Origin of the sequence: Vibrio sp. 947 (assembly GCF_033339115.1) — a bacterium.
In the GTDB taxonomy this organism is placed as follows: domain Bacteria; phylum Pseudomonadota; class Gammaproteobacteria; order Enterobacterales; family Vibrionaceae; genus Vibrio; species Vibrio alginolyticus.
In genome coordinates this window covers 1-26808 of sequence record NZ_JAWOTX010000023.1, presented here as the reverse complement: position 1 = coordinate 26808, position 26808 = coordinate 1, and the positions used below count along the sequence as shown (strand labels likewise).

Annotated in this window: 28 protein-coding genes; 16 read left to right on the top strand and 12 right to left on the bottom strand. The window is 45.4% G+C overall.

Annotated elements, in window-relative coordinates:
* Positions 1–10: 10 nt before the first annotated feature.
* From artP to R7Q39_RS22555, 5 genes are all read left to right on the top strand, one after another.
* On the top strand, positions 11–739 hold the full coding sequence (artP, locus tag R7Q39_RS22575; RefSeq protein WP_154203907.1) for an arginine ABC transporter ATP-binding protein ArtP: 729 nt from the start codon (positions 11–13) through the stop codon (positions 737–739).
* Between the two features lie 88 nt (positions 740–827).
* Positions 828–1571: an arginine ABC transporter substrate-binding protein gene (locus R7Q39_RS22570; protein ID WP_005388572.1), complete on the top strand. Its 744-nt coding sequence runs from the start codon at positions 828–830 to the stop codon at positions 1569–1571.
* Between the two features lies 1 nt (position 1572).
* Entirely contained in the window at positions 1573–2262 is a 690-nt protein-coding gene (gene artQ / locus R7Q39_RS22565; protein ID WP_005388570.1) for an arginine ABC transporter permease ArtQ, read from the top strand.
* Positions 2259–2927: an arginine ABC transporter permease ArtM gene (gene artM / locus R7Q39_RS22560; protein ID WP_005388569.1), complete on the top strand. Its 669-nt coding sequence runs from the start codon at positions 2259–2261 to the stop codon at positions 2925–2927. Before artQ ends, artM begins: the two co-directional genes overlap by 4 nt.
* A gap of 136 nt (positions 2928–3063) precedes the next feature.
* A complete protein-coding gene (locus R7Q39_RS22555; protein ID WP_318076890.1) occupies positions 3064–3636 on the top strand; it encodes a protocatechuate 3,4-dioxygenase in 573 nt (190 codons plus the stop codon).
* A gap of 9 nt (positions 3637–3645) precedes the next feature.
* On the opposite strand, the gene R7Q39_RS22550 is transcribed toward R7Q39_RS22555, so the two are convergent.
* On the bottom strand, positions 3646–4476 hold the full coding sequence (locus tag R7Q39_RS22550; protein ID WP_213916930.1) for a LysR family transcriptional regulator: 831 nt from the start codon (positions 4474–4476) through the stop codon (positions 3646–3648).
* Positions 4477–4594: 118 nt separating this feature from the next.
* On the opposite strand from R7Q39_RS22550, the gene R7Q39_RS22545 reads away from it, so the two are divergent.
* Positions 4595–5242: a glutathione S-transferase family protein gene (locus R7Q39_RS22545; protein WP_005375815.1), complete on the top strand. Its 648-nt coding sequence runs from the start codon at positions 4595–4597 to the stop codon at positions 5240–5242.
* A gap of 84 nt (positions 5243–5326) precedes the next feature.
* Here R7Q39_RS22545 and R7Q39_RS22540 read toward each other — a convergent pair whose 3' ends face one another.
* On the bottom strand, positions 5327–5998 hold the full coding sequence (locus tag R7Q39_RS22540; RefSeq protein WP_005375824.1) for a type 1 glutamine amidotransferase domain-containing protein: 672 nt from the start codon (positions 5996–5998) through the stop codon (positions 5327–5329).
* Between the two features lie 117 nt (positions 5999–6115).
* Here R7Q39_RS22540 and R7Q39_RS22535 point away from each other — a divergent pair, with 117 nt between their 5' ends.
* Positions 6116–7000 (top strand): LysR family transcriptional regulator, encoded by an 885-nt coding sequence (locus R7Q39_RS22535; RefSeq protein WP_206957571.1) that lies wholly within the window; start codon positions 6116–6118, stop codon positions 6998–7000.
* A gap of 59 nt (positions 7001–7059) precedes the next feature.
* Here the strand turns inward: R7Q39_RS22535 and R7Q39_RS22530 are convergent, their stop codons facing one another.
* Positions 7060–8721 (bottom strand): electron transfer flavoprotein-ubiquinone oxidoreductase, encoded by a 1662-nt coding sequence (locus R7Q39_RS22530; protein ID WP_258490102.1) that lies wholly within the window; start codon positions 8719–8721, stop codon positions 7060–7062.
* A gap of 137 nt (positions 8722–8858) precedes the next feature.
* Here R7Q39_RS22530 and R7Q39_RS22525 point away from each other — a divergent pair, with 137 nt between their 5' ends.
* Positions 8859–9824 carry an electron transfer flavoprotein subunit alpha/FixB family protein gene (locus tag R7Q39_RS22525; protein WP_005375829.1) on the top strand — a complete coding sequence of 322 codons (966 nt, stop codon included), beginning with the start codon at positions 8859–8861 and terminating at the stop codon, positions 9822–9824.
* 67 nt (positions 9825–9891) lie between these two features.
* Here the strand turns inward: R7Q39_RS22525 and R7Q39_RS22520 are convergent, their stop codons facing one another.
* Genes R7Q39_RS22520 through pdhA form a run of 3 tightly spaced genes read right to left on the bottom strand, consistent with a single transcriptional unit; the run spans position 9892 to position 13107 of the window.
* Complete coding sequence (locus R7Q39_RS22520; RefSeq protein ID WP_085568971.1) at positions 9892–11040, bottom strand: dihydrolipoamide acetyltransferase family protein; 1149 nt, start codon at positions 11038–11040, stop codon at positions 9892–9894.
* The gene (locus R7Q39_RS22515) at positions 11037–12020 is read right to left on the bottom strand and encodes an alpha-ketoacid dehydrogenase subunit beta (RefSeq protein ID WP_017634235.1); all 984 of its coding nucleotides are present in this window, start codon (positions 12018–12020) and stop codon (positions 11037–11039) included. The genes R7Q39_RS22520 and R7Q39_RS22515 overlap by 4 nt, the downstream gene beginning before the upstream one ends.
* A complete protein-coding gene (gene pdhA / locus R7Q39_RS22510; protein WP_025998586.1) occupies positions 12013–13107 on the bottom strand; it encodes a pyruvate dehydrogenase (acetyl-transferring) E1 component subunit alpha in 1095 nt (364 codons plus the stop codon). The genes R7Q39_RS22515 and pdhA overlap by 8 nt, the downstream gene beginning before the upstream one ends.
* A 65-nt stretch (positions 13108–13172) precedes the next feature.
* On the opposite strand from pdhA, the gene R7Q39_RS22505 reads away from it, so the two are divergent.
* The 4 genes from R7Q39_RS22505 to yegD all read left to right on the top strand — a co-directional run bounded on the left by R7Q39_RS22505 (position 13173) and on the right by yegD (position 16508).
* The gene (locus R7Q39_RS22505; RefSeq protein WP_127891143.1) at positions 13173–13367 is read left to right on the top strand and encodes a hypothetical protein; all 195 of its coding nucleotides are present in this window, start codon (positions 13173–13175) and stop codon (positions 13365–13367) included.
* A 396-nt stretch (positions 13368–13763) separates the two neighbouring features.
* Positions 13764–14084 carry a DOPA 4,5-dioxygenase family protein gene (locus tag R7Q39_RS22500; protein WP_005375836.1) on the top strand — a complete coding sequence of 107 codons (321 nt, stop codon included), beginning with the start codon at positions 13764–13766 and terminating at the stop codon, positions 14082–14084.
* A gap of 326 nt (positions 14085–14410) precedes the next feature.
* Positions 14411–15034, top strand: coding sequence for a hypothetical protein (locus R7Q39_RS22495; RefSeq protein ID WP_086047331.1), 624 nt, complete (start codon positions 14411–14413; stop codon positions 15032–15034).
* Positions 15035–15155: 121 nt separating this feature from the next.
* Positions 15156–16508, top strand: a complete 1353-nt coding sequence (gene yegD / locus R7Q39_RS22490) for a molecular chaperone (protein ID WP_005375838.1) — start codon at positions 15156–15158, stop codon at positions 16506–16508.
* Between the two features lie 340 nt (positions 16509–16848).
* Here yegD and R7Q39_RS22485 read toward each other — a convergent pair whose 3' ends face one another.
* Positions 16849–17322, bottom strand: a complete 474-nt coding sequence (locus R7Q39_RS22485; RefSeq protein WP_318076889.1) for a copper chaperone PCu(A)C — start codon at positions 17320–17322, stop codon at positions 16849–16851.
* Between the two features lie 93 nt (positions 17323–17415).
* Positions 17416–17877, bottom strand: a complete 462-nt coding sequence (locus R7Q39_RS22480; protein ID WP_005388493.1) for a hypothetical protein — start codon at positions 17875–17877, stop codon at positions 17416–17418.
* A 439-nt stretch (positions 17878–18316) separates the two neighbouring features.
* On the opposite strand from R7Q39_RS22480, the gene R7Q39_RS22475 reads away from it, so the two are divergent.
* Positions 18317–19366, top strand: coding sequence for a Preprotein translocase subunit SecY (locus R7Q39_RS22475; protein ID WP_086047332.1), 1050 nt, complete (start codon positions 18317–18319; stop codon positions 19364–19366).
* 96 nt (positions 19367–19462) lie between these two features.
* Here R7Q39_RS22475 and R7Q39_RS22470 read toward each other — a convergent pair whose 3' ends face one another.
* Positions 19463–19759, bottom strand: coding sequence for a hypothetical protein (locus R7Q39_RS22470; protein WP_086047333.1), 297 nt, complete (start codon positions 19757–19759; stop codon positions 19463–19465).
* Between the two features lie 149 nt (positions 19760–19908).
* The gene (locus tag R7Q39_RS22465; protein WP_318076888.1) at positions 19909–21108 is read right to left on the bottom strand and encodes a DUF5666 domain-containing protein; all 1200 of its coding nucleotides are present in this window, start codon (positions 21106–21108) and stop codon (positions 19909–19911) included.
* 89 nt (positions 21109–21197) lie between these two features.
* Between R7Q39_RS22465 and R7Q39_RS22460 the strand changes: the two genes are divergently transcribed.
* From R7Q39_RS22460 to R7Q39_RS22450, 3 genes are all read left to right on the top strand, one after another.
* A complete protein-coding gene (locus R7Q39_RS22460; protein ID WP_017820242.1) occupies positions 21198–21866 on the top strand; it encodes a response regulator transcription factor in 669 nt (222 codons plus the stop codon).
* Positions 21838–23079, top strand: a complete 1242-nt coding sequence (locus tag R7Q39_RS22455; RefSeq protein ID WP_017634216.1) for a sensor histidine kinase — start codon at positions 21838–21840, stop codon at positions 23077–23079. The genes R7Q39_RS22460 and R7Q39_RS22455 overlap by 29 nt, the downstream gene beginning before the upstream one ends.
* Positions 23080–23216: 137 nt before the next feature.
* Complete coding sequence (locus R7Q39_RS22450; protein ID WP_318076887.1) at positions 23217–24146, top strand: SRPBCC family protein; 930 nt, start codon at positions 23217–23219, stop codon at positions 24144–24146.
* A 146-nt stretch (positions 24147–24292) separates the two neighbouring features.
* Here the strand turns inward: R7Q39_RS22450 and R7Q39_RS22445 are convergent, their stop codons facing one another.
* Positions 24293–24748: a hypothetical protein gene (locus R7Q39_RS22445; RefSeq protein ID WP_005375850.1), complete on the bottom strand. Its 456-nt coding sequence runs from the start codon at positions 24746–24748 to the stop codon at positions 24293–24295.
* 12 nt (positions 24749–24760) lie between these two features.
* On the bottom strand, positions 24761–26539 hold the full coding sequence (locus tag R7Q39_RS22440; protein ID WP_318076886.1) for a S8 family peptidase: 1779 nt from the start codon (positions 26537–26539) through the stop codon (positions 24761–24763).
* Between the last annotated feature and the right edge of the window lie 269 nt (positions 26540–26808).

The following is a 26808-nucleotide window of genomic DNA, read 5'->3' as shown; positions in this document are numbered from 1 at the left end:
GTATGTCAGCATGACTATTCAGGTAAGCGGAATCAATAAATCCTACGGTGAGACACAAGTGCTTCACGATGTCAGCTTTAAGTGTGAAAGCGGCGAAACACTGGTGTTACTCGGTCCGAGTGGTGCAGGGAAGAGCTCTCTACTACGAGTTCTTAACCTTCTTGAAGGGGCGGATAACGGCAAGCTAAACATCGCAAATGATGCTTTTGATTTCTCTACTGAAATCAAAGAGAAACAAGGTTTAGCACTTCGTCGTAAAGTAGGCATGGTGTTCCAACAGTACAACTTATGGCCGCACATGACAGTGATGGAGAACCTGATTGAGGCTCCGGTAAAAGTATCTGGCATGGATAAAGAAGAAGCGAAGAACCAAGCAATGCAAATTCTCGCAACGCTGCATTTGGCAGACAAAGCGGATGCATGGCCGATGCAACTTTCTGGTGGTCAGCAACAACGTGTGGCGATTGCTCGTGCATTGATGATGAAACCGGAAGTCTTGCTTTTTGATGAACCGACCGCTGCGCTTGATCCGGAAATTACTAACCAAGTCGTTAAGATTATTAAAGATTTAAGCGAAACCGGAATTACACAAGTAGTTGTGACGCACGAAGTGGATTTCGCCAAGAAAATCGCTAGTCACGTACTGTATTTAGAAAAAGGACACATCGTTGAGCACGGCACAAATGATTCGTTTTCTAACCCGCAAACCGCCCAGTTTGCTGACTACTTAAATCACTAAATCACGTTTTTAAAGTTCAGTCTATTTAACAGATAAGCTCGGCTGTCATTGCGAGTGTCAGCCCACTAAGTACACACGGAGTATTGCAATGAAAAAGATTCTACTAGCTTCACTAATCGGCCTTTCTTCTGCAACTATGGCGGCAAACGCAGCAGCACAAGAAGAGATCAAATTCGCGATGGAAGCGACGTACGCACCATTCGAATACATGGATGAAAACAACCAAATCCAAGGTTTTGATGTGGATCTGGCGAATGCACTATGTAAAGAAATCGAAGCAAAATGCACCTTCCACAACCAATCTTTTGACAGCCTGATCCCAGCATTAAAATTCAAGCGCTACGATGCGGCAATCTCTGCAATGGACATTACTGAGGCGCGTTTGGAGCAAGTGAATTTCACGAATGCATACTATGACAACTCAGCAGCGTTTGTTTCTATCAAAGAAAAAGTGGCTGATCAAAAAGCACTAGAAGGTAAGCGTGTTGGTGTTCAAAACGGTTCAACACACCAAAGCTACCTGATTGAGCAAATGCCGGGCGTAACCGCGGTTCCTTACTCAAGCTACCAAGACGCGTTCATCGATATGAAAAATGGCCGTATTGATTCTGTATTCGGTGACACAGCAGTCGTAGCAGAATGGTTCAAGAAAGAAGACAACCTAGCTTACGTGGGTGAGCACGTAACTAACCCTAAATACTTCGGTAACGGTTTCGGTATCGCAGTAAATAAAGGTAACGACGAGCTAGTGAACAAGCTGAACACAGCACTGAAAACAGTGAAAGCAAACGGCGAATATGACGTAATCTACAACAAATACTTCGGTAAGTAATATGGCACTAACGGGTTACTCTTTATCGCTTGTTCAAGCTAGTTGGATGACTGTCCAGCTAGCCTTCACAAGCCTCTTAGTCGGTTTGATTCTGGCAGTGGTATTCGCCAGTGGTGAAATGTCTCGCCGCGTTTTCGTTAAATGGCCAATGACGGCGTTTGTGACGATTGTACGCGGTTTGCCAGAAATCCTTGTCGTGTTGTTTATCTATTTTGGTTCGACGCAGGTTCTGTTTTTAATCACCGGCGACTTTATTGAAGTTAGCCCGTTCTTGTCTGGCGTGGTGGCGTTGTCATTGATCTTCGCTTCCTATGCTTCTCAAACTCTACGTGGCGCATTGAAAGCCGTTGGAAGAGGGCAGAGAGAAGCAGCAAGTGCACTCGGCATCAGTCAAGCACACGCTTTTGTTCGCATTGTTTTGCCACAAGCAGTAAGACACGCACTACCAGGTTTAACTAACCAATGGTTGGTTTTGCTGAAAGATACCGCACTTGTATCACTGATTGGCGTAACGGATTTGTTGAAGCAAGCGCAGCTAACATCTGCAGCGACGCATGAAGCGTTTACATGGTACGCAACTGCTGCGGCGATTTACTTAGGCATTACTTTGATTACGCAACGTGCTGTAAAACTGATTGATAAGAAGTTCTCAATTCAAGGCATGAGTATGGGACAGGAGGCAACCGCATGAACGAACAACACGTTTGGCAAATGCTGGATGGCTTAGGCACTAGCCTTCAATTGACCGCTGCTTCTTTGGTGGTGGGCTGTCTCTTAGCTCTGATGATGACGCTGACTCTGATCCTACGTACTCCGGGTTTGCATTGGGTAAGCCGTGGCATCATTACCTTGTTCACTGGTACGCCTTTGTTGGTACAGATCTTCTTGGTGTACTACGGTCCGGGTCAGTTTGATGCTGTAAGAGAAAGCGTATTCTGGACATGGTTAAGCCAACCTTGGTTCTGTGCGATGTTGGCGTTAGCGTTGAATACCGCGGCGTACAGTACTCAGTTGTTCAAAGGGGCGTTTAACGCGATTCCTTCCGGTCAATGGCAAGCGTGTCGTGCATTAGGCATGAACAAAACTGCCACACTGAAAGTGCTGTTGCCATACGCTATTCGTCGTGCTGTTCCGGCATACTCGAATGAAGTGATTTTGGTCTTCAAAGGTACGTCACTAGCAAGCACGATTACGATCATGGATCTGATGGGTTACGCGCAGCGCATTAATGCACAAACTTACGATACGTTGACGGTATTTGGTATTGCGGGCGCATTTTATTTAACGGTAAATGGTGTGCTAACTCTCATTTTCCGTCAGGTAGAGAAGAAAGCATTGGCGTTCGAAGCCGCATAAACCTTCAATCAACACTCAATTTAGTTCCACAGTGCCTCTGCAAATGACTCTCTTGCAGGGGCATTTTTTATATTCGTCATGGCAAATTTCTCAAGTTCCACCAAACTTAATTCAACGTAATTGCATTGGTGGCACCATGGAAAGAAGACACTTTTTAGCGCTGTGGACATTGTTGTTCGCACCCTCTTTAAAAGCGACGACACCAATGCGGCCGACGCCTGCACAAACAGAAGGGCCATTTTATCCAGTAGTGGACATTCCTCTTCGTCAAAACTTGATTCTGCAATCGGAGGGCTTGGTCGGTGAGCCTATCGTGCTGCAAGGCAAAGTCGTAGATATATCGGGAAACCCAGTTTCAGGCATCAAAGTAGAAATCTGGCAATGCGATGGGCAGGGGATTTACGATCATCCTAAGCAGCCAAATAATGATAAGTTTGATGCCCACTTTGCAGGCTTTGGCGCGGCAGAAACCCAATCGGATGGTCGTTACTTGTTTCAGACTTTGTACCCCGTGCCTTATGCCTCTCGTCCGCCGCACATTCACGTTAAGTTGTGGCGGGGTAACAAAGAGCTTCTGACCACTCAGTTGTACTTAAGAGGCAATACTGGTGATGAATGGTGGGGTGGCAAAGCCCGTGATTATCTACAGTTTGAGACTATACGAATCGACGGGCGATTAACGGGCGAATTTAACTTTGTGATTGGTTAGCGAATCCAGTTAAGCCATTAACTCAACCAATTGCGCCAAGCATTCTTTATCCAGTATCGGATGAGGCTCGACACCCGTGACCAACACGATATCCACGGAAGGCAGCGATGGCATATCGTCTAAGATCTTAAGATCCTCGCTAACGCTAATACTGCCCATCGCACCGATAGCCATGCTTGAACGTACAATCGCTCGTTGTGCAGAGGCCGTATTGCAACACGCCAGTAGTTGATAAGGAGTGCCACGTTTGGTTAATCCGTCTACCGCTGCCGCGTGGTATTTACAGTCGGTTTGGAATAGGGCGAGAGGGAGAGGTTGGGCTTGCTCGATGTCAAAATCAGGATGAGCAATCCACACGCCTTTGTCGCTTGCTAGCCAGTAACCTTCCTCACTGTCCGGTGCTCTTGTCACAATAGCGGCGTCTAGCTTTCCTTCATCAAGTTTTTCTCTCAAGGTGATGCTCGGCTCACTAAAGACTTGAATCGAACATGTGGGCTCAGATTGCTGTAATACGCGGATGACTTTAGGCAAGATATTGTCATTGTAATCCTCAGGGCAACCTAAGCGAAGAGGGCGCTTGTTTTCATAACGTTTCACCTGTTTCAGTGCTTGATTGTGCAAGTTAACCAATTGCTCGGCGTGAGAGCGCAGTGCCAGCCCTGCTTCACTCAATACTAGGTTGCGACCTTCTTTTTCAAACAAGCTGACGCTGAGTTCGTCTTCTAGCTTACGCATTTGTGCACTGAACGCTGATTGGGTACGATTAATCTGCTTGGCTGCACGAGTGAAACTGCCCGTTTCTACAAAAGCCAGAAAGCTGCGTAACGCATCGATATCCATATCTAAAACTCATCCATCGTTTTTGTTGAAGTGTTCCATCAAAACTATCCGTTAGTCCCCTTAAATACAATCAGATATTGTGAATGGGTAATCAAAACACGAACCGCATGGAGGCGTCATGAAACTGTTTATTGCTAATCAAAACTACTCAAGCTGGTCACTGCGCGCATGGTTGATCTTTTCTCAATTCAAACTAGATGTCGAAGTCACCAAGCTCAAATTATTCACAGAAGATTTTTATAAGACCTTGGAAGGTATTACACCAACCGCGAAAGTACCTACCTTGGTGGATGGTGACGCAACCGTGTGGGATTCATTAGCGATTTTGGAATACGTTAACGAGCAATATTTACAAGGTAAAGCTTGGCCAAGCAACTCCGCAGAACGAGCTAAAGCACGCGCCATTGCATCAGAAATGCATTCGGGTTTCTTTGATTTAAGAAACGAACTCCCAATGAACATCCGCGCACACAGAAAAGTCGACTTAGCGAAGGGTGCGCTTAAAGATATTGCTCGTATTGACGCCATTTGGGCAGAGCAAGCAGAACTGCATCCAAACGGTTGGCTATTTGGAGAATGGTCGATAGCGGATGCTATGTATGCACCTGTGGCATTGCGTTTCCAAACTTACGGCATCGAGTTATCGGAAGGTGCCAAAGCTTACCAACAAAAGGTGCTAGCAAGTGAATCTTTACAGCAATGGTTGGAAGAGGCGAACCAAGAAACGGATATCGTAGAAGAAGATGAAGCAGGGGTAGAAGTATAAGCGCATCTTGCGATCGCCTGTAGCAAGGGAAAGCATGACAAAGCACGCTTTCCTCTTCTAGGATGGTTGTACTTTCCGGCGCGTTTAAGCTAGGTGTTCAACAATCGCTCTGCCTACGCCGTGTGCGCTCGTTGGGTTTTGACCTGTGATGACACGATCATCCACAATTACAAACTCTTGCCATGGTTGCACTTTAGAGTAGCGCGCTGCGCTGCGTGCAAGAGATTCTTCCAATAGGAATGGGATATCGTTGATGGTGCCGAAGTCGATCTCTTCTTCACGAGTGAAGCCTGTTACTGATTTAGACGAAAGTAGCTTTTCGCCATTGCTAAGCGTGATAGGTAGAAGAGCGCCCGGACCATGACAAACTGCAGCCACAATACCGCCATCTTCATAGTGTTTTGCAGAAATCTTGGCAAAATCTTCGTTGCTCGCTAGGTCTGAAAGAAGACCAAAACCACCCGGATAGAAGATCGCATCGTAGTTGTCACCGTTGATTTGTGACACTGGAATCGTGTTGTTGATGCGGTTCTGGAAATCATCATCCGCCAAAATTTTCTCGTTGACTGCGTCGCCTTCGATGTCGGTTCCGTACAGTGGTGCTTGTCCACCTTTGATAGAGGCAATGTCGTAATCGAAGCCTGCACCTAGTAGCTCGCTAAGGGCATGAGTGAGCTCTGGCGCGTAAGTTCCGTTTGCTTGGTCAGTTTCACCAAGAGTCGCATGGTTCGTCACAATGATGAGTACTTTCTTCATGATGGTTTCCTTTTTGGCTTACGTGTATTTGTTGAACACCTTCATACTAATTGCTAAACAAATAAGTGATAATACGATTAATTGGCAAAACATTATTGCTATATAGCAAAGGTAAGTATGGACAGTTTTGAAGGCATCAATGAGTTTGTTACGGTTGCTGAGAGCTTAGGGTTTTCTGCAGCGGCAAAACAGTTAGGTTGCAGTACCAGTCATGTCAGTCGCCAAGTCACAAGATTAGAAGAGCGATTAGGTGTCGCTTTGTTAGCCCGTTCGACAAGAATGGTGAGTCTAACGGAAGCGGGGCAAGCGTATTATCAGCAGTGTAAAGAATTGGTGATTTGGCTTCAGCAAGCCAATGAACAGCTCACCACGCAGCAAACTCAGTTGAGTGGTACGTTACGCGTGAGTGCCGCTGGTGCGTTTTCTGAGAACCATGTAGCGCCTGCCTTGATGGCGTTTGCCAAGCAACATCCTAATCTCACGGTTGAAATTAACTTCAACACCAGCATGGTCAACTTTATTGAAGATGGTTTCGATTTTGCCATTCGTTACGGCAGGTTGAGTGATTCAGGCTTGGTTGCGAGAAAGCTGGTGGATCGTCCCATGGCAGCGGCAGCCAGTCAGCGTTATCTCGATGAACATGGTTTACCAACGCACCCAGAGCAACTCAAGCGTCATAGCTGCATTATTGCCAATAAGGACGTTTGGTTGTTTGAAAAAGACGGCAAGCCTTTAGATGGCGTAAAAGTGCAGGGCAGATGGAAGAGCAATAACGCACACACGGTCTTGCAAGCCTGTGCAGAAGGATTAGGTGTGGCGTACTTACCGAAGAGTAGTTTCAACGATGCTATTTCGTCTGGTCGTTTGGTGCCAATACTAGAGCCGTATTGGGGAAGCGGCAACAGCAGCTGGATTGTTTATCAGAATCGTCACTTTCTACCACTACGAGCGCGATTGGCTATCGACTTCTTGCTTGATCATTTTGTCGATTGGCAGGAGTAATGAGGCTCTGCCAATCGGTTTGTTTATCCATTTGTTAGATCGTCAACATACTAACGTATCTACATGTTTTGATAGCTTGGTCCGCCGCCACCTTCTGGTGCTTTCCACGTGATGTTTTGCGAAGGATCTTTGATGTCACAGGTTTTGCAATGCACGCAGTTGGCGGCATTTATCTGAAACTTCAACTTACTCTCAACTTCCACCACTTCGTAAACCCCTGCAGGGCAATAGCGCTGGCTCGGCTCGTCATACATACCTAAATTCACATCAATTGGAATGTGAGGGTAAGTCAGAACAAGGTGACAAGGTTGATTCTCTTCGTGCTGTGTTCCCGACAAAAATACCGACGAAGGCTTATCAAAACTGATTTCACCATCTGGTTTTGGGTATGCAATTGGGTGGCACTCTTGTTTAGGTTTTAACTGCTCATGATCGTGCGAATAGTCCTTGATAGACCAAGGTAACGGCTTCTTAACCAGTGGTTGCCACAGGTTGTGTTCAAAAGTCGAAAGAGCACCGCCAAGTATGCTGCCAAACTTATGAATGTTCGCGCCAAAGTTACGCGTTTCGGCGAGTTCGTCATACAACCATGATGATTCAAACAACGACTGGTAGTCTGGCTCAGAAGCTCCAGTTTGTCGGGCCGTATGTACCGCTTCTGCTGCAATGATTCCGGACTTCATTGCTGTGTGGCTGCCTTTAATTTTTGCGACGTTCAAAGTCCCCGCATCACAACCAATCAATAAACCGCCAGGGAATTGCTGTCTCGGCAGAGAGGAAAGCCCACCTTTCGCAATGGCTCTTGCGCCGTAAGCGATGCGCTGAGCACCTTTCAAATGTGGTTCAATAGCAGGATGGTGCTTAAAGCGTTGAAATTCGTCAAACGGACTCAAGTAAGGATTGCTGTAATTCAAGTCGACAATAAGCCCGACGGCGATTTGGTTGTTCTCCATGTGATAGAGAAAACCGCCGCCTGTGGTATTTGTTTCACTCAAGGGCCAGCCAGCGGAGTGGATAACACTGCCAGATACATCCTTACTGTCAGTGGGTAACTCCCATATCTCTTTTAGGCCAAGCGCGTAGTGCTGTGGTTGCTTTCCTGCGTCTAGGTCGAACCTTTGAATAAGTTCTTTACCCAGATGTCCGCGACAACCTTCAGCAAAAAGGGTGTATTTTGCCCTTAGCTCGATACCTGGTTCAAAGTTAGGTTTGGCCTGGCCGTTCTTATCTAGTCCCATATCGCTCGTGTTAATGCCTGTCACGGCGCCAGTCTGATCATAATTGATGCTTGCAGCGGCAAAGCCCGGAAAAACTTCCACCCCAAGATTTTCTGCTTGGTTAGCGAGCCAACGGCAAAGGTTGGCAAGGCTAATTACGTAATTATTCTCGCCATTTATCATTGGACGCGGTGTAAGGAAGTGGGGAACGCGAATATGGTTTTGTTCAGTAGTAAGATAAAGGAAATCATCTCGTTGAACTGAGGCTGCTAGCGGGGCGTCCATTTCTTTCCAATTGGGGAAAAGCTCATCTAAGGCACTAGTTTCAAAAACAGCGCCAGATAAAATATGTGCGCCCACTTCTGAGCCTTTTTCTACAACGCAAATTGAAAGTGCGTCACCTTCACTGTCTTGGTTGAGTTGAGCTAGCCGACAAGCGGCGCTTAAGCCTGCAGGTCCGGCCCCCACGATCACGACATCAAACTCCATGCATTCTCGTTCCATCTTTATGCTTCCTTTCTATTATCGTCATCTGCGTGACAGGTTTTGGTTTCTATACAGAAAACTATAGCTCAGTTGACGTTAACGTGAAGTGGACTAAGCTCAAGTAATGGATCTGACGTGTTATATGAGGCATGACCATGGAAGACCGACCATTAGCAACACTTGTGCTCGCAGAGCATGACAACCAATCGTTGGCTGTAGGGACGCTGTGTGCAATTAAAGCGGCATTTGAGATTAAGGATGATGATAAATCGCTTCCTGTTTCTGTGTTGCTTATTGGATATCAGTGCCAATCAGTTTTGGATGAGTTGAATTGTGTTCAGGGTGTTGCAGAAATTATCTGGGTTGATGCGAAGGGATATGAACATGGATTAGCGGAAAATATCGCACCTTTGATCTCACAAGTAGCCAAAAACTACTCACATATTCTTTCTCCTGCCAGTACATTTGGTAAGAATGTGATGCCTCGTGTGGCGGCGTTGCTTAATGTTGGTCAACTTTCTGACGTGATGACAATCGAGTCTATCGATACGGTGATTCGTCCAATTTATGCTGGAAATGCATTGGCGAGAGTCACGTCGAATGATCCCTATAAAGTGATGACCATAAGAAGTACGGCTTTTGATGCCGCAGAGCTATCTGACACGCCAGTTGTCCCTAAGCTTACTCAAGTCGACACGGTGATTATCAATAAACTTAGTGAGTTTGTTTCGCAACAAACGCCAGAAAGTGAGCGACCAGAATTGCCAGCGGCTAGAGTAGTGGTGTCGGGGGGGCGTGCATTCGGGAGTAAAGAGAAGTTTGTTTTAGTAGAACAATTGGCGGACAAGCTAGGTGGAGCGGTAGGGGCGTCACGAGCGGCGGTCGATGCGGGCTATGTGTCTAATGACCATCAAGTCGGGCAAACCGGCAAAATTGTTGCACCGGAGTTATACATTGCCGTCGGAATTTCTGGAGCGATCCAGCATTTGGCGGGAATGAAAGATTCCAAGGTGATTGTTGCAATTAATAGCGATCCTGATGCGCCTATTTTTGACATTGCAGATTATGGATTGGTCGGCGATTTGTTTGTGGTAATGCCTGAGCTGTTAGAGAAGCTGTAGATATAGTCTTGTTCCCTAAAACAAAAGGCTTCCAAATTGGAAGCCTTTATCATTTGATTTTAATAAGTTACTTTTCGCTCGGACGTTGCAGGTGCTCTGCAAGTACTTTCGTAAACCTTGCAGCTTCACCACCAGTACAAGCGCGATGATCAAACGTTACGGATAGCGGCATTGCTTTCACCGAAATTGCTTGACCATTTCTTATCACAACTCGGTCGAGTATTCGGCCCGCGCCGACAATAGCGACTTGTGGCGGTGTGACGACAGGTGTTGCGTAAATACCGGCAATCGCGCCGAAGTTGGAAAGCGTAATCGTCGCGTGCTGCAATTGCTCACGACCGATTTTTCTCTCTCTGATCCCTTCAACGGTTTGATCGAGCCAACGACGAATATCTTGTGGCTCATATTCATCTGCGTGGCGCAAAACTGGTACGTACAATCCATGACGGCTATCTACTGCAATTCCTACATTGACCGTTGTGTGTACGCAGCGTGTCATGGTTTCGGCATCAAACCAAGCGTTTAAAGCAGGCTCTTCTTGACACGCATGAACAATAGCTTGAACAAGGCGGATACTGATATCTTCGTTTGGCAGCCAATCTTCCAACAACGCTTCTTCCGTAATGGTTACGGCTGCAACATGTTCATGCGATTCGGTCATAGACGACACCATGGTACGTCGAGCGCCTTTCAAAACTTCGGTGCCTGGACGCTGTTTTCCGGCTTCGTCGTAAATATCGGCATCAACGATAAGTCCGTTCGGGCCACTACCTGACACGAGGTTAAGATCTACCCCAAGTTTTTGTGCCAACAAGCGAGCCGAAGGCAGGGCGGTAACGAGGTTGCTTTCTGTCGTGTTGTGGTTGCCACCAATCCAGAAATCATCAACGTTAACATGATGCGCTTGGTGAGAAACGCTACCGACGACGGTTGCGGCGTCAGCAGTGGCTTTTTTCTCTGCCATTACTTCTCTCCCGGCACCTGTTTCATCAATCTCTAGCAGTAATGCACCAATATTGACGATTTCACCTTCCTCACCATGACGGCTGACCACACGGCCCGAATAGGGGGCAGGGACGTCTACCGTCGCTTTTGCTGTCTCTACGGTTAAGATCACTTGATCTAATTTAACCATGTCTCCGACATTAACGTGCCATTTGACAATTTCTGACTCAGCGAGACCTTCACCGAGATCGGGTAAATTAAACGTCTTCATTTCCAATCCTCCACGAGTTCGCGCGCCGCGGTCACAATGTCTTCTTCCTGAACCATGAAATAATCTTCGTTACGGTAATAAGGCATAATGGTGTCCATTCCAGTTACTCGTTTAGGTGGGGCTTTAAGTAAGCACATGGCATGTTCAGCGGTTCGAGCTAATAGCTCAGAGCCCACACCACAAGTTTTACTCGCTTCATGAACAACGAGTAAACGTCCAGTTTTTTCTAGTGAGCTGAAAATCGTCGCGGTATCAATTGGCTTAATACTCGCCAAATCAATCACCTCGACTTCAATTCCCTGACTAGACAAGGTTTGCGCGGCCTGAAGTGACTCTACGACGCATGCGCCCCAAGTAACGAGCGTGATATCTCGCCCCTTACGCAAGGTGAAGCAGGTGTCGAGTGGGAGTGCTTCGCCGTTATCAACGACTTCAGATTTAACGGTGCGATATATGCGCTTCGGTTCGAAGAACATGACGGGATCATTGCTTCTAATTGCAGCGAGAAGTAAGCCGTATGCGCGTTGTGGAGAAGAAGGAATCACCACTTTAAATCCAGCAGTGTGAGCAAATAGCGCTTCCACGCTTTCTGAGTGGTGTTCCGGAGCGTGGATACCGCCGCCAAATGGCGCACGAAAAACCGCGGGACAAGTGAGCCGACCGCGAGTTCTGTTACGCATTCGAGCCGCGTGGCACATTAAGTGCTCCATCGCAGGAAAAACGAAACCTTGAAACTGAAATTCGGCGACAGGTCGTAATCCTTGCGTTGCCATACCGACCGCAACCCCGCCGATTAAGGCTTCAGCGAGTGGCGTATCGATGACTCGTTTAAGACCAAACTCTTGCTTGAGTCCAACAGTGGCACGAAATACACCACCATTATCGCCCACGTCTTCACCTAGTACGACAACATTGGGGTCTTGTTGCATTTCGTGGTGCAGGGCAAGGTTTACTGCTTCAACCAACGTTAGCTCAGCCATGTCTGCCTCCCTGCATTCTCATTGCCTTGTTGATGAGTTCATCTCTTTGTGCATGAAGCTCTTGAGGTAGCGATTCATACAAGTAATCGAAACCGGTTTCTGGTGCTTGTGGCGGTAAGCTCAGATAGCGTTCAACAGCTAACTCTACTTGCTCTTTACAGTAATCTAGCCATTGCTGTTCTTGTTCGTCGCTCCAAGCGCCTTGATTAAGGAGATACGTTTTAAGGCGTGCGATAGGTTCGTATTGCCATGCAGTTTGAACATCATCTTCTTTACGATAACGAGTCGCATCATCGGCCGTAGTGTGGTCACTCAGTCGGTAACTCACCGCTTCGATGAGTGTTGCGCCTTTCCCTTTTCTTGCTCTCTCAAGGGCGGTTTTAGTTGCATCATAAACGGCGACGACATCGTTACCATCGACAGTAATACCCGGTATACCTGCACCTTGCGCTTTTTCTGATAAGAAATCGGCGGCACATTGGAGACTACGCGGCACTGAAATTGCCCACTGGTTATTGTTTACGACGAAAACAAGTGGAATATTCCAAGTACCTGCGCAGTTTATTGACTCAAGAAAGTCCCCTTTGGATGTACCACCATCGCCGCACATGACTAGCGCAGCTTCATGGTTACCTTGAATTTTTAGCGCGGAAGCCACCCCGACAGCATGCGTACATTGCGTCGCTATGGGTACACAGTAGGGAAGGTCTCGGCTAGGAACCGGACTGCCCTCAGGAGCAAAATCACTCCCGCGCTCATCGCCACCCCAGTATTGAAGGTTCTTTTCCATGCCAATGCCACGACACCACATCGCAGGCATATCGCGGTAGTAAGGGACAAACACATCATCGGCTTTAAGTGCTCTGCCGACCGCAATGCCTATGGCTTCCGCGCCTAAGTGTGAGGGATAGGTCCCTAGCTTACCGGTGCGTTGCAAGGCAACTGCTTTGTTGTCGTAAGTGCGAGTTAATACCATATCTCGGTAAAACCCGACCAATGTTTCAGTGTCAGCCCAGTTGGGTAGTTGGCCGACTAGGTCCCCACGATGGTCGATAAACCGATGCATGGGTAATGCCTGAACGTTCATCTCAAGCTCCTTTTGACGCTGCGGGTCTTTTGGACTGCAGCTGTTCATACAAAACCAGAGTTTGTATGGGTACTCAAACTCTGATATCAGCGCAAAGGCCATACCTAAGGTTGCGTGTGCTTTCGATAGCGGTAGGCATCTGTTCGTCCCTTAAACTATTTGTCGATAACATCGCTGCGACCATTTCACCGCAAGATACAGAGAAAGGCTTTTCTGTATCTAACCCTCTAACTAAATCGTGGTATAGCCAGATACAATAAGTGTAAACAAATTGTTAAATTATGCTTCATTTTGACTTTCGCTCAGTAGTAAAGTTTTGCTTACACCCTGATTTTGCAGAGTAATATGCTGCTATTTTGTTGGTGGTATTTTTAAACTCGAATTTAATTACTGGTTAATGAAACATATTTGCAACAAAATTTGGCTGTAAAATTTGACAAAGTGAGTCATTATTAATGAATCAACTCAAACAGTTGCTATATGATGAATTGCAAATTTTTGTTGTGCTCGAAGCCTCGACCTTATGAGAATGCATAACTTCTTCCCAACTGAGTGGAATCAAGGTAGGGTGACGGCATTACAAATGTATACCCTCGGCAGTCCTTGAGCTTATCCAAAGTAGGTGGTGCTCAAGCGGAAGTGATTATGGAGAAGTTATGTACCACGCTCATGTTTATTTTCCCCTAAGAGAACAAGATAAAGCGCAAGCCTTGAACGAGATCATCCGTCAAGAGCGTCAAGATGTGCTGCGTGTGTTTCCATTAGTTGGAAGGTTAGTTGGCCCACACAAAATGCCGATGTTTGAAATTCACCTAGAATCATTGAGTGAAGAGTTCTTGGCGTGGCTTGATACGATTCGAGGCGATTTTTCTGTGCTCATTCACCCAGTAAGCGAAGAAGAGTTGCTCGATCACACAGAACGCGCGATTTGGTTGGGCAGAGAGATTGGTGTATTTGAAGAAAAATTAGAGAAATAGTTGCTCCTCTTGCCCATGCATGGCCGCTTTGAATCCTTCTCTTCTCATTGCGGTCACAGCTTCTGCTTAACGCCTCATCTTCATTGATGGGTGCGGAATCCCTCTCTTACGCTTTGCTGTAGTTATTTTTGTGCTAAACCTAAAAGTAGGCTTTCGAACTTCACGCACAAAGCGTGAAAATGTTGCTGTTTAGCATGCCATTAAATGAATTTTGGTGGTAATAAAATAATAAGTCTTTGATAAATCAAATAGGTATAGCAGGGAAGTGCAGTTTACGACCCCAACGCCATTGGCAGTGGCGCCGATAATTTATGAGGGGGAAGGGTATGTTTTCAATACTTTTGGTTATACTTGCACTCTATATATTTTGGCTGTTGTTTCGCAACGGGCCTGCGTTTGCCGGGCGTACCGCTCAAAAAAAACGTGACTGGGTTGGGCCTACCGCCAACAAAGAAGAATGGCGAGGATTTTGTAGGGATGTATTTCAGCCGTTCAGTTCTCAAACGACTTTCTACGCTATTGCTTATTTTGCCAATTACGTAGCAGCAGCGAACGCAATATCTTGGTCAACGATATACGAAGGCGATTATCCGGTCATCATAAGCCGATTTGGTAGCTACTTCATTTTAAGTACGCATGATGCACTGGTCGTAGCTGGGTTTATTGCGCTTGCTTTCTTTATCATTAATTGGCAACTTGCCATGCGCTGCTCTGGTATTCTTAGCCAGTATCTAGTGCGGATTCTTATTATTAATCAAAAGCGCTTTGTCGCGATTAGCTTGGTGTTTTGCAGCTACTTTTCGTACCTACTGACGCTTGGTATATTCTGGCTGTTCCATGATGGGTATTCAATCTGGCATGGATTAATGCTTAGCCCTGTGTTCCTGCTGTTAGCTTTACTGGTAGCGGTTGTTGTGCCATCTGCAAAAAGAGAAAGTAGTGTACCTTAGATAGATTTTCCACGTTAAATTGCACTTGATTTTGGGATAGTAATTCTTATGCCATTAAGTTAGCATTGCCAGCTTTTTAACGCTCAAAAGGCCACTAATCAGTGGGACAGTGGGAGAAACAATGTTTATCGGCTTTGACTATGGTACTGCAAACTGTTCAGTGGCTAAAATGGAATCGGGTGATCCAGTACTGCTTAATCTGGAAGGAAACAGCCCTTTTATTCCTTCCACCCTTGCTGCACCGACTCGTGAATCGGTATCCGAGCATTTATTTCGCCATCGAGATATTAAACCATTAGATCAAGTTGGTGAGCAGGTTTTACGCCGGGCAATCAATTTAAACCGAGAAGAAAGTATTGACTTAGAATCCGACGACATCGCGTTTGGTCAGGCTGCACTTAATCTCTATTTGGAAGATCCTCGCGATATCTATTATGTGAAATCGCCGAAGTCTTTTCTTGGTGCATCTGGCTTGCGTGATGTGCAATTGGCTTTCTTCGAAGACCTTGTCTGCGCGATGATGGACAATATTAAGTCTCAAGCCGAAAACGATGCGCAGCAAAGTATTACCGATGCTGTGATCGGCAGACCAATTAACTTTCATGGGCGTGGCGGTGAAACGGCTAACATTCAGGCTGAACGCATTTTGTTGCGGGCAGCGAAACGTGCGGGCTTCCAAAATGTGGAGTTTCAGTTTGAGCCTGTCGCGGCGGGCCTAGAGTATGAAGCGACACTCAGCGAAGATAAAATCATTCTAGTAGTCGATATTGGCGGTGGTACAACGGACTGTTCGTTGATCCAAATGGGACCGTCTTGGCGCGGCAAAGCAGATAGGACCGCAAGCTTGTTAGCTCACAGTGGCCAGCGTGTCGGCGGGAATGATCTTGATATCGCGCTAGCATTTAAGCAGCTCATGTTCCCTTTTGGCATGGGAAGTAAAATGGAGTCAGGCATTGTGATGCCGACTACCCAATTCTGGAACCCGATAGCAATCAATAATGTAGAAGCGCAGAGTGACTTCTATTCGCGAGAGAACCTATCAGCGTTAAAGTTGCTTCAAAAGCAGGCTCAAGAGCCAGAAAAACTTGCTCGTTTGCTAGAGGTGTATCATGAGTCTTTAGGCTACAACATTGTTCGCCGTGCCGAAGAGGCAAAAGTGGCACTTTCAGAACAAGCTTCTTACCGAACTGGCATCAACTTACTATCAGAAACGATTGAAGTTGATGTACAACGTGACGAAATGATCGAAGCGATCCAGTCGCCAAAGAATAAAATGACGGCGTTGGTGACAGAAGCGGTAGAGCAAGCTGGAGTTAAACCCGATGCTATCTTTATGACTGGAGGTTCGGCACGCTCGCCAATCTTGCGCGATGCGGTGCAAACCGTACTGCCAAGTATTCCGGTTGTCAGTGGAAACTATTTTGGCTCAGTAACTGCCGGCTTAGCTCGTTGGGCTGAGGTTTGTTTCAAGTAGAAAGAAAGCCGATTAACAGTGGGTCTTTGTTGCCAAACTTATGATTTCATTTAGGCTTGCCAAGTGATGGTTGGAGAACTTTGTCGAGAGGTTGAGTTTTAAGCGGGTAGGGAACCTTTTTAGGATCTTAAGTCTTTCAAGGTCATTCTGAATAGTGAGGGACGAGCGTGATTTAGAATCTCTTGCCCGAGCACGCTGTTATGATATGTGACCCCGTTTCGCCGAGCGTTATTCATCACCATTATTCTGAAGAGTCGAGTTAGGATCTACCGGAATAATGATTTTGACTAAGCTGAGATAAAAATGCCCGCTAAATCAGCGGGCACTTTTGTTTACGTCATTAATGGTGCATGTGTTTTTCCATGTGACCTTGTTTTTCAACCGCCATTTCTACTTCCACTTTACCCGCGTTTTTGAATGTTAACGTCATAGGGAAGCGGTCGCCTTCTTTAAGAGTTTGTGTTGGGTTAAAAATCATTAAATGGAAGCTGCCTGGCTTAAACAACACTGAGTCATTGGCTGGAACGCGCACTTCGTCAATCTTAATCATTTTCATCACACCATCTTCTTTCTTATGCGTGTGAATTTCGACATGCCCTGCGATTGGGCTTTCTGCTACGATCAATGCATCTTCACTGTCACCGTGGTTGGTTAATTGAAAAAAACCACCGATAACAGGTGCGTTTGGTGGCGCTTCGCGGCTCCATGGATGGTCGATATGAATTTTTCCTGCTTCATAATCGTGCGCTAAACTCAGTGGGCTAGCGATGACAGCAATAAGCGCGATAGCGGCGGTTTTTAATGATTTAAGCATGTGTTTTTCCTTTTGAATTAATAGCTTCTCTGAATGGACAACAAACAGAGTCATCGTTATTTTTGAATAAAGTTGTCAATGATTAGATGCCTGTTAGGCAGGAAAAACACTCGGCGGAGAGTGCTTAGGCGCGATGTGTTTGTAAACGAGCTTATCGCATTTTGAAAAGTGATAAGTCGTCAGTGCATACTTTACTCGGCGCAGCCAATGGATGGTTGTCAGGTAAAGCCCAATCGCAACCAGAAGAAAGAATTGAACAGCTTGAAGAAGCGGGCATTCAAACTGAAAGCCGTCGTGTAAGTTAAGATCTTGGATAAGCTTAGAAGAAGATTGAGCGTTAGCCTCAATCAACGTATTGATATCCACCCATTTGAAACCATCTGCGGTACACAGTAAAACCTTTTCACTTTGGACTTTGTTGAGCCAAGTTGTGCTGTGAACTTGTGTAGGGTTAAGAGCGGCTGTGGACGCTAAATACAACTGAAACAACACCGCGATAATAACCGCAATAGCGTGCAAGCGATGGTGTTTGTGCTGTATTAGAGTGTTTTCCATACAATTGAGTGCTTATCTTCTTCGGCGCGGGATACTAACAAATTAACCAAACAATGTAATTATCAGTTTACTAAAAGGTGATGCAAGTGTGCGTTATTTGTTTTATTGTCTATTTTTAACGCTTTAATGTCTTGATTCGGCTGATATTCACAACCTCCAATTCAACTTGTCAGTCTTGCCTAGTCGCTTTTGAAGATACCGAATTAATCTCTCTTATATGTCACTGAAGCTTCGGTTAGTGGGTGTCGTGGTGGTGTTTTTACGTGCTAGATTTGGCTGATATCGATTCAAAATGCCTACCGAATCTTCACTTGTTTTCCATTAACGGAATTATGACAGTAATTTAATAAAGGATACGGTATTCTGCGCTCCTTTGTACATGCCAGAAACGTCCGTCCTACTTAGTAGGAGGGGCGATTAATCTTAAGAAATTTCTCAAATGAAATACGAACAACAGATTGGATATCGATACCCTAAAGGTCGATTTGCCATGGTGAGTGTATACGCATTCACTGGTGCTGCGATTTTAGCATCGACTATTTTTTCTCTATTGCTATTTTTGTCTATCGACGAAAATCCGATGATGCAAACCTTATTTGGTGGTTTAGCGATCATTTTTGAAGCGGGTAAATTTTACGCTTGGTATGAATACGGTGAGCGCCGAGCCCATCGCAACTACACAGGAGCAGCAACCGCTCTCGTGTTTTATTTAGTCTTAGCTGCGATTTCCATTGGCGGTAGTATTGGTGGCATTAATAGTGCAACCAATAGTGCACAAAGTCATATTTCGGTAGAGCAGGCGAAAGTGGAAGCGTTTAATCGTCAGATTGCGGCAATCGATAAGCAGATTGAGCTCAACAATATGGCAGCGCAGAAATACATCGAGATGGAGCGTATCGCGACTGGTGTAACTCGCATTCAGGATCAAAACAAAACCTTACGTGAAGAGCAGCAACGCTTGGCTATGGAGCGTGATAGTTTACCGCCGGTTACGCAAGGCTCAGTGATTGGTTTGATTGATAGCCTAGCCAACGCATTTGGTACCACCTCTCAGCAAGCTCAGCTTGGCTTGGTTGTATTTCTTTCGATTCTTTTGGACTTCTTTGCTGCATTTTTTGTTGGCTTGATTGGTGAAGAGCAACGGTTCCGATATTTCTATCGCAGAAATGAGGGCATGATATTGAAAACAGTTCGCGATATAGACCCAGCGCCTGCGGGTTATCTTCCTCATATAAAAGAGGAAGAAGAGCAAGAAATACCAGTAGCGCCGGAGCCAGAAGAACCAAAGGAACCGAAAACCTTGTTAGAGCAAGTTAGCGATGCACTTAAAACGCATCAAATTACGTGCACCAAAAAAGCCGTTGCTAAACAGTTTAGGCTGTCTGCGGAAGAGGTAGACAAGGTATTTGAAGAATTGGCAGAGCTCGGTTTAGTGGGGAAAAAAGCTAACCACCATTATCATTGGATAGGTGAAGCAGAAACCGCATAATTGGTTATCTATTAGAGTTCGGAAAGAGCGTCAATCGGCGCTCTTTTTTTGGGGAGGGGGGAGTTTCGCTATTAAAGTTAACGACAAGAAAGCGTATCAATCTTTATTGAGCTTTTTGGTTACGTCTTTCACCGTTTTCTTCTCTTTTTCCGGTGTAATTGCATCAACAGCTTTACCCGCCACCCCTTCATCTGGCAATTTGTCTTTTCCTGCATCAACTGCGGTATCTTTCAGTGCCTCTTTAGGCGTACAGCGACCACCAACACCAACCACGGCTTTTGTCGCAGCGGCTTTAGCTGCCTTTTCTGCATCGCAGTCAGGATCCATAACGCTAGCTAAGCTCGTGGCTGAACCAAAAAACAAGATTAACAAAATGAGGTTGCGTTTTTTCATATTCGTCACCAATGTTGTGAAACATAGGTAAAGTGTAACGGAGAGAAAAGGCTTTGACTGAGAATTTGTTGGTTTGAGCTTGGGAAGCAAAGTAAGGTGAAAAGAACAAGTGCCACCGAAGTGACACTTTTTCTTAAGCGTAGAAGGGATTAGTTGTCGTAAACGTCTAACTCCACTTCACGGGCAATATTTTGCTCGTTAATGATCACACCTTCGACTTCGACACGAGCACCATTTAGGTTAAGTTCTTCAATGCCTTGGAAGCGTGTTTGTGCATCAATCACAACGGTGGTGTTAGTTAGTACTTGATCAGCATCATTCTCACAATGCTCGATTTCAAATGTTCTTGCTTCAGCATCGTAGTTTGATACGTATCCTTCACATTCAAATTCTTTACCTTGCCATTGGTTGTTATCGTCAAAGTCTGGTTGCTCAAACTCAATAACGGTAGCGATGCGATTGCCATTTTTCATGACAGACGTTACTTCCACTTCTTGGCCTTGTTTTAGGTTCGCTTTGCTGCCATCTTCAAATCGTGTTGCGTTATCGATGAAGAATGCACCTCGGTAGTTTAGTGAGAACTCACTGTAGTCATTTGCAACCCAAGTGACGATGCCTTCCACATCGCTGTCATTGCTTATGACGTCGTAGCCTTCAACTTCTACCTCATGTGCCATGAAGATACCGTTTTGCATTTCACCTTCGGCTTCAATCCATTGACCAATGCTAAGCTGGTTAACGTTGTTATATGTCACCGTTACTTTTCCACCTAACTTAAATGTTCCAGCATTTGCATCGATACTGGTAATACGGCCTTCCAGTTCGTAGTCGTTATCAAGTGCTGGGTAATCGTTATCTACGTCGAGCTCGACCACAGACAACACTCGATAACCCGCATCAGCAGTTGGCAATGATGACACCATCACCCAGTCGTTGACCTCTATATCATCACTTAAATCGTCAAACTGCAGCTCTACGCCGTTTACCGTGAATTTTTTCTTCACATGATCAATTGCTGTCACACGTCCAGTAATGGTTGGTTCAAGTATGACTCGGACGCCATTGTCCGAAGTTTGCCGAATATCTGAACCTACGCGAACCACCATTTTTGGTTTTACATCGGCCAGTTGCACTTGTGTGTCGTCATAAACCACCTCAGACACACGATACGTATGTCCATTGACGGTTAACGTGCTTTCTTCAGCGTTGACCGCTTCAACAGAGCCAATCGCTACACTTGGTTTCACTGCTGGTTGAGTTGATGTGCTATCGCTATTGCTGCCACCACCTGAACCACCACAACCAGACAATGCCAAACCTACTACAGAAATAAGAGCGAGTTTTTTCATTGTATTAACCTCAATTTACGAGCGAGTTTAGGAAATTGCCTGTATCTTATTGGGCATATCGTGAAGAGATCGTGAAGAAATGTGATTTTATGAAAATTTTAATTGTAGATGACAACCATAACGTCTCGGAGACGATTGCAGACTATCTTGAGCTAGAAGGCATGATTATCGATTGTGCGTTTCATGGAGAGGCTGCGATTAAGTTAATCGAGGAAAATCATTACGATGTAATCATCATGGATATCATGATGCCGAAGCTCGATGGCATCAGTACGGTACAGAAGCTTCGACAAGATAAGTTATGTGGAACGCCAATTCTCTTCCTAACGGCAAAAGATACGCTAGAGGACAAAATCGCGGCTTTTAAAGCGGGGGGAGATGATTATTTAATGAAGCCATTTGCGATGGAAGAGCTCAGTTTGCGTGTTCATGCTTTGGCTAATCGTGGTCCAAGACAAGATATCGGAACGCTCAAATTTGCAGATATTTGTTTAGATGCGCGGACAGGAAAAGTAACGAGAAAAGACAAAGAAATTAAGCTGAGTCGAATTCAAACTAAAATTTTAAAATTGCTCCTCCAACGTGCTCCAGCAGCGGTCTCGCGCACAGAAGTGATCGATAGTGTGTGGGGAGACGAACCACCCGGAAGTGATGCACTTCGTAGCCATATTTACGGTTTAAGAACCGCGCTAGACAAAGGTTTTGAAGAATCACGATTAGAGACTATTCATGGACAAGGTTACCGACTTAAAGCATAACGAATATCCAAGCATTTATCGCAAGATCCGTTGGGGTTTTGGGGTCATGACGTTTGTGATGTTTACTCTTTTTTGGTCGCTGATTTATGTGGCAGAAAACAAACTGGAAGTGCTGAGTTTACATCACTGGCTAGATACTGAAGCTGCGCTTTATAGTGAGAATTTCGAGAAACAGGGCTGGGATGCGCCATTGCCAAACGTATTGGAATTCAACTCATATTGGAGTGAAGCACCGACACCCGATTGGTTGCTCTCTTTTACTTCACCTGGTTTTTACGAATACCTGCTTGGTGAAGAAGACAAACACTTTGTTGTATTGAACCACCCCTCAGGGAAGGGGCTTATGTACATTGTATTTCAAGATGACTCCGATGATTACTTGGACGAATACGAAAGCTCGCTGCATCAGTTTACGCTGCTGCTCGGTGGTTTGTTTTCATTTGTCATGGTTGGGTATGGCATTTACATGGTGCGAATATTGTCTCGGCCATTAGCGCAAATTGAAGACAAAATTAGCCAAATGTCACCGGATCAACCCGCTTTCCAAGTTGAAACTAAGTTCAGCGAAACACGCCAGATAGAGCAGACTTTGCTGGATAATAAGAACGATATCGCGGGCTATTTCAAACGAGAACAAGAATTTAGCCGTTTTGCATCGCATGAGTTGAGAACGCCAATCATGGTGATTAAAGGCTCAACAGACATTCTGACGCGTCTCCCTGATCAACCTCGAGTTGCGCAAAAAGCCATCACGAGGATGCAGTCAGCTTGTGACGAGATGCGTGTACTGACAGAAGCGTTTCTCTTACTTGGTAAAGAGAAAATAGAGCCTCAACATTACGGAGAGCATCAGCTTCTTACTTGTTTACAAAAACAACTGGAAGAGCTGGCTCCTTTATTTGCCAAGCAAGATTCGAACTACGCTTTGCACGAACAACATAGTGGTGTAGTGAAGGCACCAGAGAGTTTTGTGACCATTGTTATCAACAATCTGATTAAAAACGCCTTTAGCTATAGTGTGGGAGATATTGAAATTGAGTTGAAAGGTCATGCGCTTAAGATCCTAAACCGTCACGATGGCAACGAGACGTACAACGCTGGTTATGGTTGTGGGCTTGTTATCGTACAACGAATATGTGAACGGATGGGGTGGGCGTTAGTACTGGACGATGATGGTGTTCGATTTAGTGCAAAAGTGGAGTTCTGCTCTTAGCTTTGCGCGTATTGATTCAAGTGAGAATTAACGCTCTGGATTTTTCTTGTCGTACGCATCTAATCCGTAGTCAAACAAGAAAAAACTGGAATTTGAATTAGACTGAAGTTAGTGAAGCGGAAACTCGAGGAACCGTTATGCTCTCTTATCAGGTCAGCCGAAGTATTGAAATTAATAAGAATCAAAGTGAAATTATTGGCTATCTCAAGAACTTCAATAACTGGCCCAGCTGGTCACCATGGATCATTCTTGAACCAAGCTGCGAGCTGACATTCAGTGATAATCAGGGCCACGTTGGAGCTGGTTATCAATGGAATGGTCAGCGTATTGGGACTGGCGCGATTGTACTGGAAAGTACTCAAGAGCATCGATTAGATATGGAGCTACATTTCTTTCGCCCAATCAAGAGCCATGGAAAGGTGACTCTAATCGTGACGCCGTCACAAAATGGCTGTTTAGTCGAATGGCAAATGCAATCTCGCGTCCCTTGGTATCTGTTCTTTCTGAAAAGTATGTTTAAGTCGATGATAGAGATGGATTATCAACGTGGGTTACGCATGCTCAAAAGTAAGCTTGAAACCGGAAGAGTGCATTCAGACTTAGTCGAAATAGGTAACCGAACGTTGCCTCAAATTCATTACATTGGGATCAAGGGTGTGGCTAGCTTGCAGGAATTAGGTTCGGTAATTGAGAAGCATGTTCAGCAACTAGAACAGTTAATTAGTGACGAAACCCTATCCGTGAATGGTGAATTGTTTTGTTATTACCAGTCGATGGATATGCAGAAAGGTACATTCGAGTTTATCACTTGCTTTCCTCTTCATAACTCAGTACCAGCGCCTCAAGGGGCGGTTACCGGTACCATTCCTGAGAGTGAAACATTTGTCGTTGAACACCGAGGTGAATATCAGTTTTTGGGAAATGCATGGGCTTTAGCGATGAACTTGGTTCTTCAGAGTGGTATGAAAGTCAAAACCAGTCCTTTAGGAATCGAACGCTATCTGAATAGCCCGAAGGAAACCACGGAAGAAGAGCTAAGAACGGAAATTATTTTGTTTAAGAAATGACAGGCGCAGGCGAGTAGGGTGTTTAGGTATCATACTGGTTATGCGAAATGTTATTAAAGAATAATAGCCTATCTGTTCCTACCCATAAAAATGCCTCAGCAATCGCTGAGGCATGGTTTTACAGGCCAACTTCTCTTGTTAGAGAATTATTGTGCACGGTATTTACCGCTGTTTAGTTCAATTTTAGACGCTTTTACCCGGCTGTCTGCGTTTAGGTAGTCGCTAATACTTAGCAGATCTTGATCTTGAGATGCTTTTAACACCGCTGATTCCCCCTCTGCGAAGATAACTTCTAATTTTAACTCTTTGGCGACTGCTTTCGCTTCGTTAGGATTGTTTACGGTGATATAAACCAGTCCAGTGGCTTTGGATACGTTACTAAACGCATTCTTAAACACCTCATCACCCGCTTGAAGTTTTACGTCTTCAGATAGGGTTCTAATAGTGCCAGTTTGCACTTTTCGATAATCTTGGCCATTAATCTCAACCGCTTCTGATGGCACAAACAGTTCTGGTGCAGGCTGTTGAGAGAGCTGTTGCTCAGCGTATACACTCGACGTCATGATAACGAGAGCCAGCATAGAAAATGATTTGTATTTCATGTTATTGACTCCTTAGTGTCCAAATATGCGCATCGACCAGTTCTTAATAACACCGGGCTGAGCGTTGTTTGCCATCGGAACGTCATAGATGGTGGAAGAGTTGAAATATGCAATGTAAGAATAGACTTCATCGCCGTTCGTATCTATTGCTCGCAACGTCCATTCGCCTTTTGCATCTTCGCCATAAAATTGGTTAGACAACATTAATTGATCTTTGTAGCCAGTAATCGATGAATCAAGAGATTGACCAACAAGACCATTGCGCGGTGTTTGCAAAACGGAACGAGTCCCTGATGGCGAAATGAGCTCGATAGCTAAGTCGGGCAGACGAGCGTGGTCCAGTGTCAATGTCACTTGAACGGATTCTACTGTCAGCTCATCGGCAATGGCGATACTTGAAGAACCACCAACTAGACTTGCATCGGGTACACTTACTTCTGTAGCGTTATTAACCCATGGCGTAATGACTTGAGTTGGCAAAACACGATTCGTCATGCGAGCACGTTGCATCGCTTCATCTAAATCTACAGCGCCTAAGCCATAAAAAGTATGGAAATCTACGCCTGCTGCGTTTTTTTGCCAAGGGGCAATTGCCTCGTAGCTAACCTGTTCACCTTTATGGTTAGTAAATTCAAGCTGTACGCCTGGATGCGCTTTATCCGTTACTTTTGCTGTTTCCGCTAGTAAAGCACGTACATCACGAGCAGAAAGTGCGTGGTTGGTTGACATGATTGCCGCGATGGCACCCGATGTGTTTGGCGCAGCCGATGAGGTTCCGTTCATCGTACTGGTATAGTTACAGTTCGGATCGAGCTCCGTTCCGCCGTGTAACCCATTAATGCCAAGGCCATCACTGGTATTTTGCCCTTCTTCACAACCCATTAAATCAGTGGTGACCATAGCAGGGAAATCTTGCCCATATTCACCTGCTGGTGCTGCAACCCACACGTTCGACCCCACCGATGAGTAACTCGCTCTCGTACCATCCGCTCGCAATGCACTAGTGACTAGATTGAAGTAATTGGCGTTATCATAAGACTGAGCAGAGTTGTGCATCGGTAAGCCTTGATTGTCTCCACCAGCAAAGAAGTTACTTGGCAATACGAAGAATCGCCCTGCATTGAAATAACGGTAACCATTACCTGCTGACTTTACAAATACAGCACCTCGACCCCATGCGTTACTCTCGCTGACGTTTTTCATCACGTCCATTTCAAGTTTTAGCTGAGGGTCGCTTTCATCAAAAGTAATCGGGTTTATAGGGCTGAAACCGTAACTTTGGTTAAATACGCGAACATCGCGTGTTGCTGGGTCCATGCCATGGGAGATTAACCAGCCTTCTAATGTCTGGTTGGCTAACCAGTTAAAACCGATGAGGGAAGAGTGATAAGCGACACCGCGTCCGCCTTCACCGTTGTTGCCGACGGCGCTAATCAAACCGGCTACAGCAGTGCCATGACCATTAGTATCAACCGGATAACTTGGTGGGAATGAAGAGTCTTCGACGAAGTTTCTGCTACCTGTAACTATATTACCTGCAAGGTCGGGGTGATCGATCTGCACTCCAGAATCAATAACAGCAACTTTCACACCAACACCTGCAATCCCCATTGCCTGAGTGAGCTTAGTGTTTAAGTCGTTCCCAGCAACAGCAGGATTAGCCGCAAACGCAGTTTGCCCCGTGTTGTCTAAGTGCCATTGTTCAGAATAGAGTGGATCAAACGCCGAGACGGCAGGTGCAATGCCTACTGCCAACATAGCAGCAAATAGGCGATTAATGCGTATTTCCATTTTTGACCTCATGTCTTTGTTTGGAATTTTTTAGTTCCTGTTTCATATTCCGCTAACAGGAACAAACAAAGCTAACGACAAAGAATAAGGACGAAAACCATTTACAACTTGTTTACATTAAAAGTTCGATGGACAACATAAGTCTTTGTTAATTTACTGAAACTATGAGGTTTTTATATGTCGCATCGAACAGGCTTTGTTGCTTAAATCGATGGAACTAAATCAAAAAGATACGATCTGATCGGCTACACCCATCAAGCATCGTAGCC

What these genes read in the sequence shown, in the direction of transcription:
- artP (WP_154203907.1), top strand. Translation starts at nt 11, where the DNA reads ATGACTATTCAGGTAAGCGGAATCAATAAATCCTACGGTGAGACACAA.
- R7Q39_RS22465 (WP_318076888.1), bottom strand. Translation starts at nt 21,108, where the DNA reads ATGAAAAAACTCGCTCTTATTTCTGTAGTAGGTTTGGCATTGTCTGGT.
- R7Q39_RS22550 (WP_213916930.1), bottom strand. Translation starts at nt 4,476, where the DNA reads ATGGATATCGATGCGTTACGCAGCTTTCTGGCTTTTGTAGAAACGGGC.
- R7Q39_RS22470 (WP_086047333.1), bottom strand. Translation starts at nt 19,759, where the DNA reads ATGAAAAAACGCAACCTCATTTTGTTAATCTTGTTTTTTGGTTCAGCC.
- R7Q39_RS22515 (WP_017634235.1), bottom strand. Translation starts at nt 12,020, where the DNA reads ATGGCTGAGCTAACGTTGGTTGAAGCAGTAAACCTTGCCCTGCACCAC.
- R7Q39_RS22475 (WP_086047332.1), top strand. Translation starts at nt 18,317, where the DNA reads ATGAAATACGAACAACAGATTGGATATCGATACCCTAAAGGTCGATTT.
- yegD (WP_005375838.1), top strand. Translation starts at nt 15,156, where the DNA reads ATGTTTATCGGCTTTGACTATGGTACTGCAAACTGTTCAGTGGCTAAA.
- R7Q39_RS22450 (WP_318076887.1), top strand. Translation starts at nt 23,217, where the DNA reads ATGCTCTCTTATCAGGTCAGCCGAAGTATTGAAATTAATAAGAATCAA.
- R7Q39_RS22545 (WP_005375815.1), top strand. Translation starts at nt 4,595, where the DNA reads ATGAAACTGTTTATTGCTAATCAAAACTACTCAAGCTGGTCACTGCGC.
- artQ (WP_005388570.1), top strand. Translation starts at nt 1,573, where the DNA reads ATGGCACTAACGGGTTACTCTTTATCGCTTGTTCAAGCTAGTTGGATG.
- R7Q39_RS22460 (WP_017820242.1), top strand. Translation starts at nt 21,198, where the DNA reads ATGAAAATTTTAATTGTAGATGACAACCATAACGTCTCGGAGACGATT.
- R7Q39_RS22535 (WP_206957571.1), top strand. Translation starts at nt 6,116, where the DNA reads ATGGACAGTTTTGAAGGCATCAATGAGTTTGTTACGGTTGCTGAGAGC.
- R7Q39_RS22445 (WP_005375850.1), bottom strand. Translation starts at nt 24,748, where the DNA reads ATGAAATACAAATCATTTTCTATGCTGGCTCTCGTTATCATGACGTCG.
- R7Q39_RS22480 (WP_005388493.1), bottom strand. Translation starts at nt 17,877, where the DNA reads ATGGAAAACACTCTAATACAGCACAAACACCATCGCTTGCACGCTATT.
- R7Q39_RS22485 (WP_318076889.1), bottom strand. Translation starts at nt 17,322, where the DNA reads ATGCTTAAATCATTAAAAACCGCCGCTATCGCGCTTATTGCTGTCATC.
- R7Q39_RS22500 (WP_005375836.1), top strand. Translation starts at nt 13,764, where the DNA reads ATGTACCACGCTCATGTTTATTTTCCCCTAAGAGAACAAGATAAAGCG.
- artM (WP_005388569.1), top strand. Translation starts at nt 2,259, where the DNA reads ATGAACGAACAACACGTTTGGCAAATGCTGGATGGCTTAGGCACTAGC.
- R7Q39_RS22495 (WP_086047331.1), top strand. Translation starts at nt 14,411, where the DNA reads ATGTTTTCAATACTTTTGGTTATACTTGCACTCTATATATTTTGGCTG.
- R7Q39_RS22440 (WP_318076886.1), bottom strand. Translation starts at nt 26,539, where the DNA reads ATGGAAATACGCATTAATCGCCTATTTGCTGCTATGTTGGCAGTAGGC.
- R7Q39_RS22530 (WP_258490102.1), bottom strand. Translation starts at nt 8,721, where the DNA reads ATGGAACGAGAATGCATGGAGTTTGATGTCGTGATCGTGGGGGCCGGA.
- R7Q39_RS22525 (WP_005375829.1), top strand. Translation starts at nt 8,859, where the DNA reads ATGGAAGACCGACCATTAGCAACACTTGTGCTCGCAGAGCATGACAAC.
- R7Q39_RS22570 (WP_005388572.1), top strand. Translation starts at nt 828, where the DNA reads ATGAAAAAGATTCTACTAGCTTCACTAATCGGCCTTTCTTCTGCAACT.
- R7Q39_RS22555 (WP_318076890.1), top strand. Translation starts at nt 3,064, where the DNA reads ATGGAAAGAAGACACTTTTTAGCGCTGTGGACATTGTTGTTCGCACCC.
- pdhA (WP_025998586.1), bottom strand. Translation starts at nt 13,107, where the DNA reads ATGAACGTTCAGGCATTACCCATGCATCGGTTTATCGACCATCGTGGG.
- R7Q39_RS22540 (WP_005375824.1), bottom strand. Translation starts at nt 5,998, where the DNA reads ATGAAGAAAGTACTCATCATTGTGACGAACCATGCGACTCTTGGTGAA.
- R7Q39_RS22520 (WP_085568971.1), bottom strand. Translation starts at nt 11,040, where the DNA reads ATGAAGACGTTTAATTTACCCGATCTCGGTGAAGGTCTCGCTGAGTCA.
- R7Q39_RS22455 (WP_017634216.1), top strand. Translation starts at nt 21,838, where the DNA reads ATGGACAAGGTTACCGACTTAAAGCATAACGAATATCCAAGCATTTAT.
- R7Q39_RS22505 (WP_127891143.1), top strand. Translation starts at nt 13,173, where the DNA reads ATGGGTACTCAAACTCTGATATCAGCGCAAAGGCCATACCTAAGGTTG.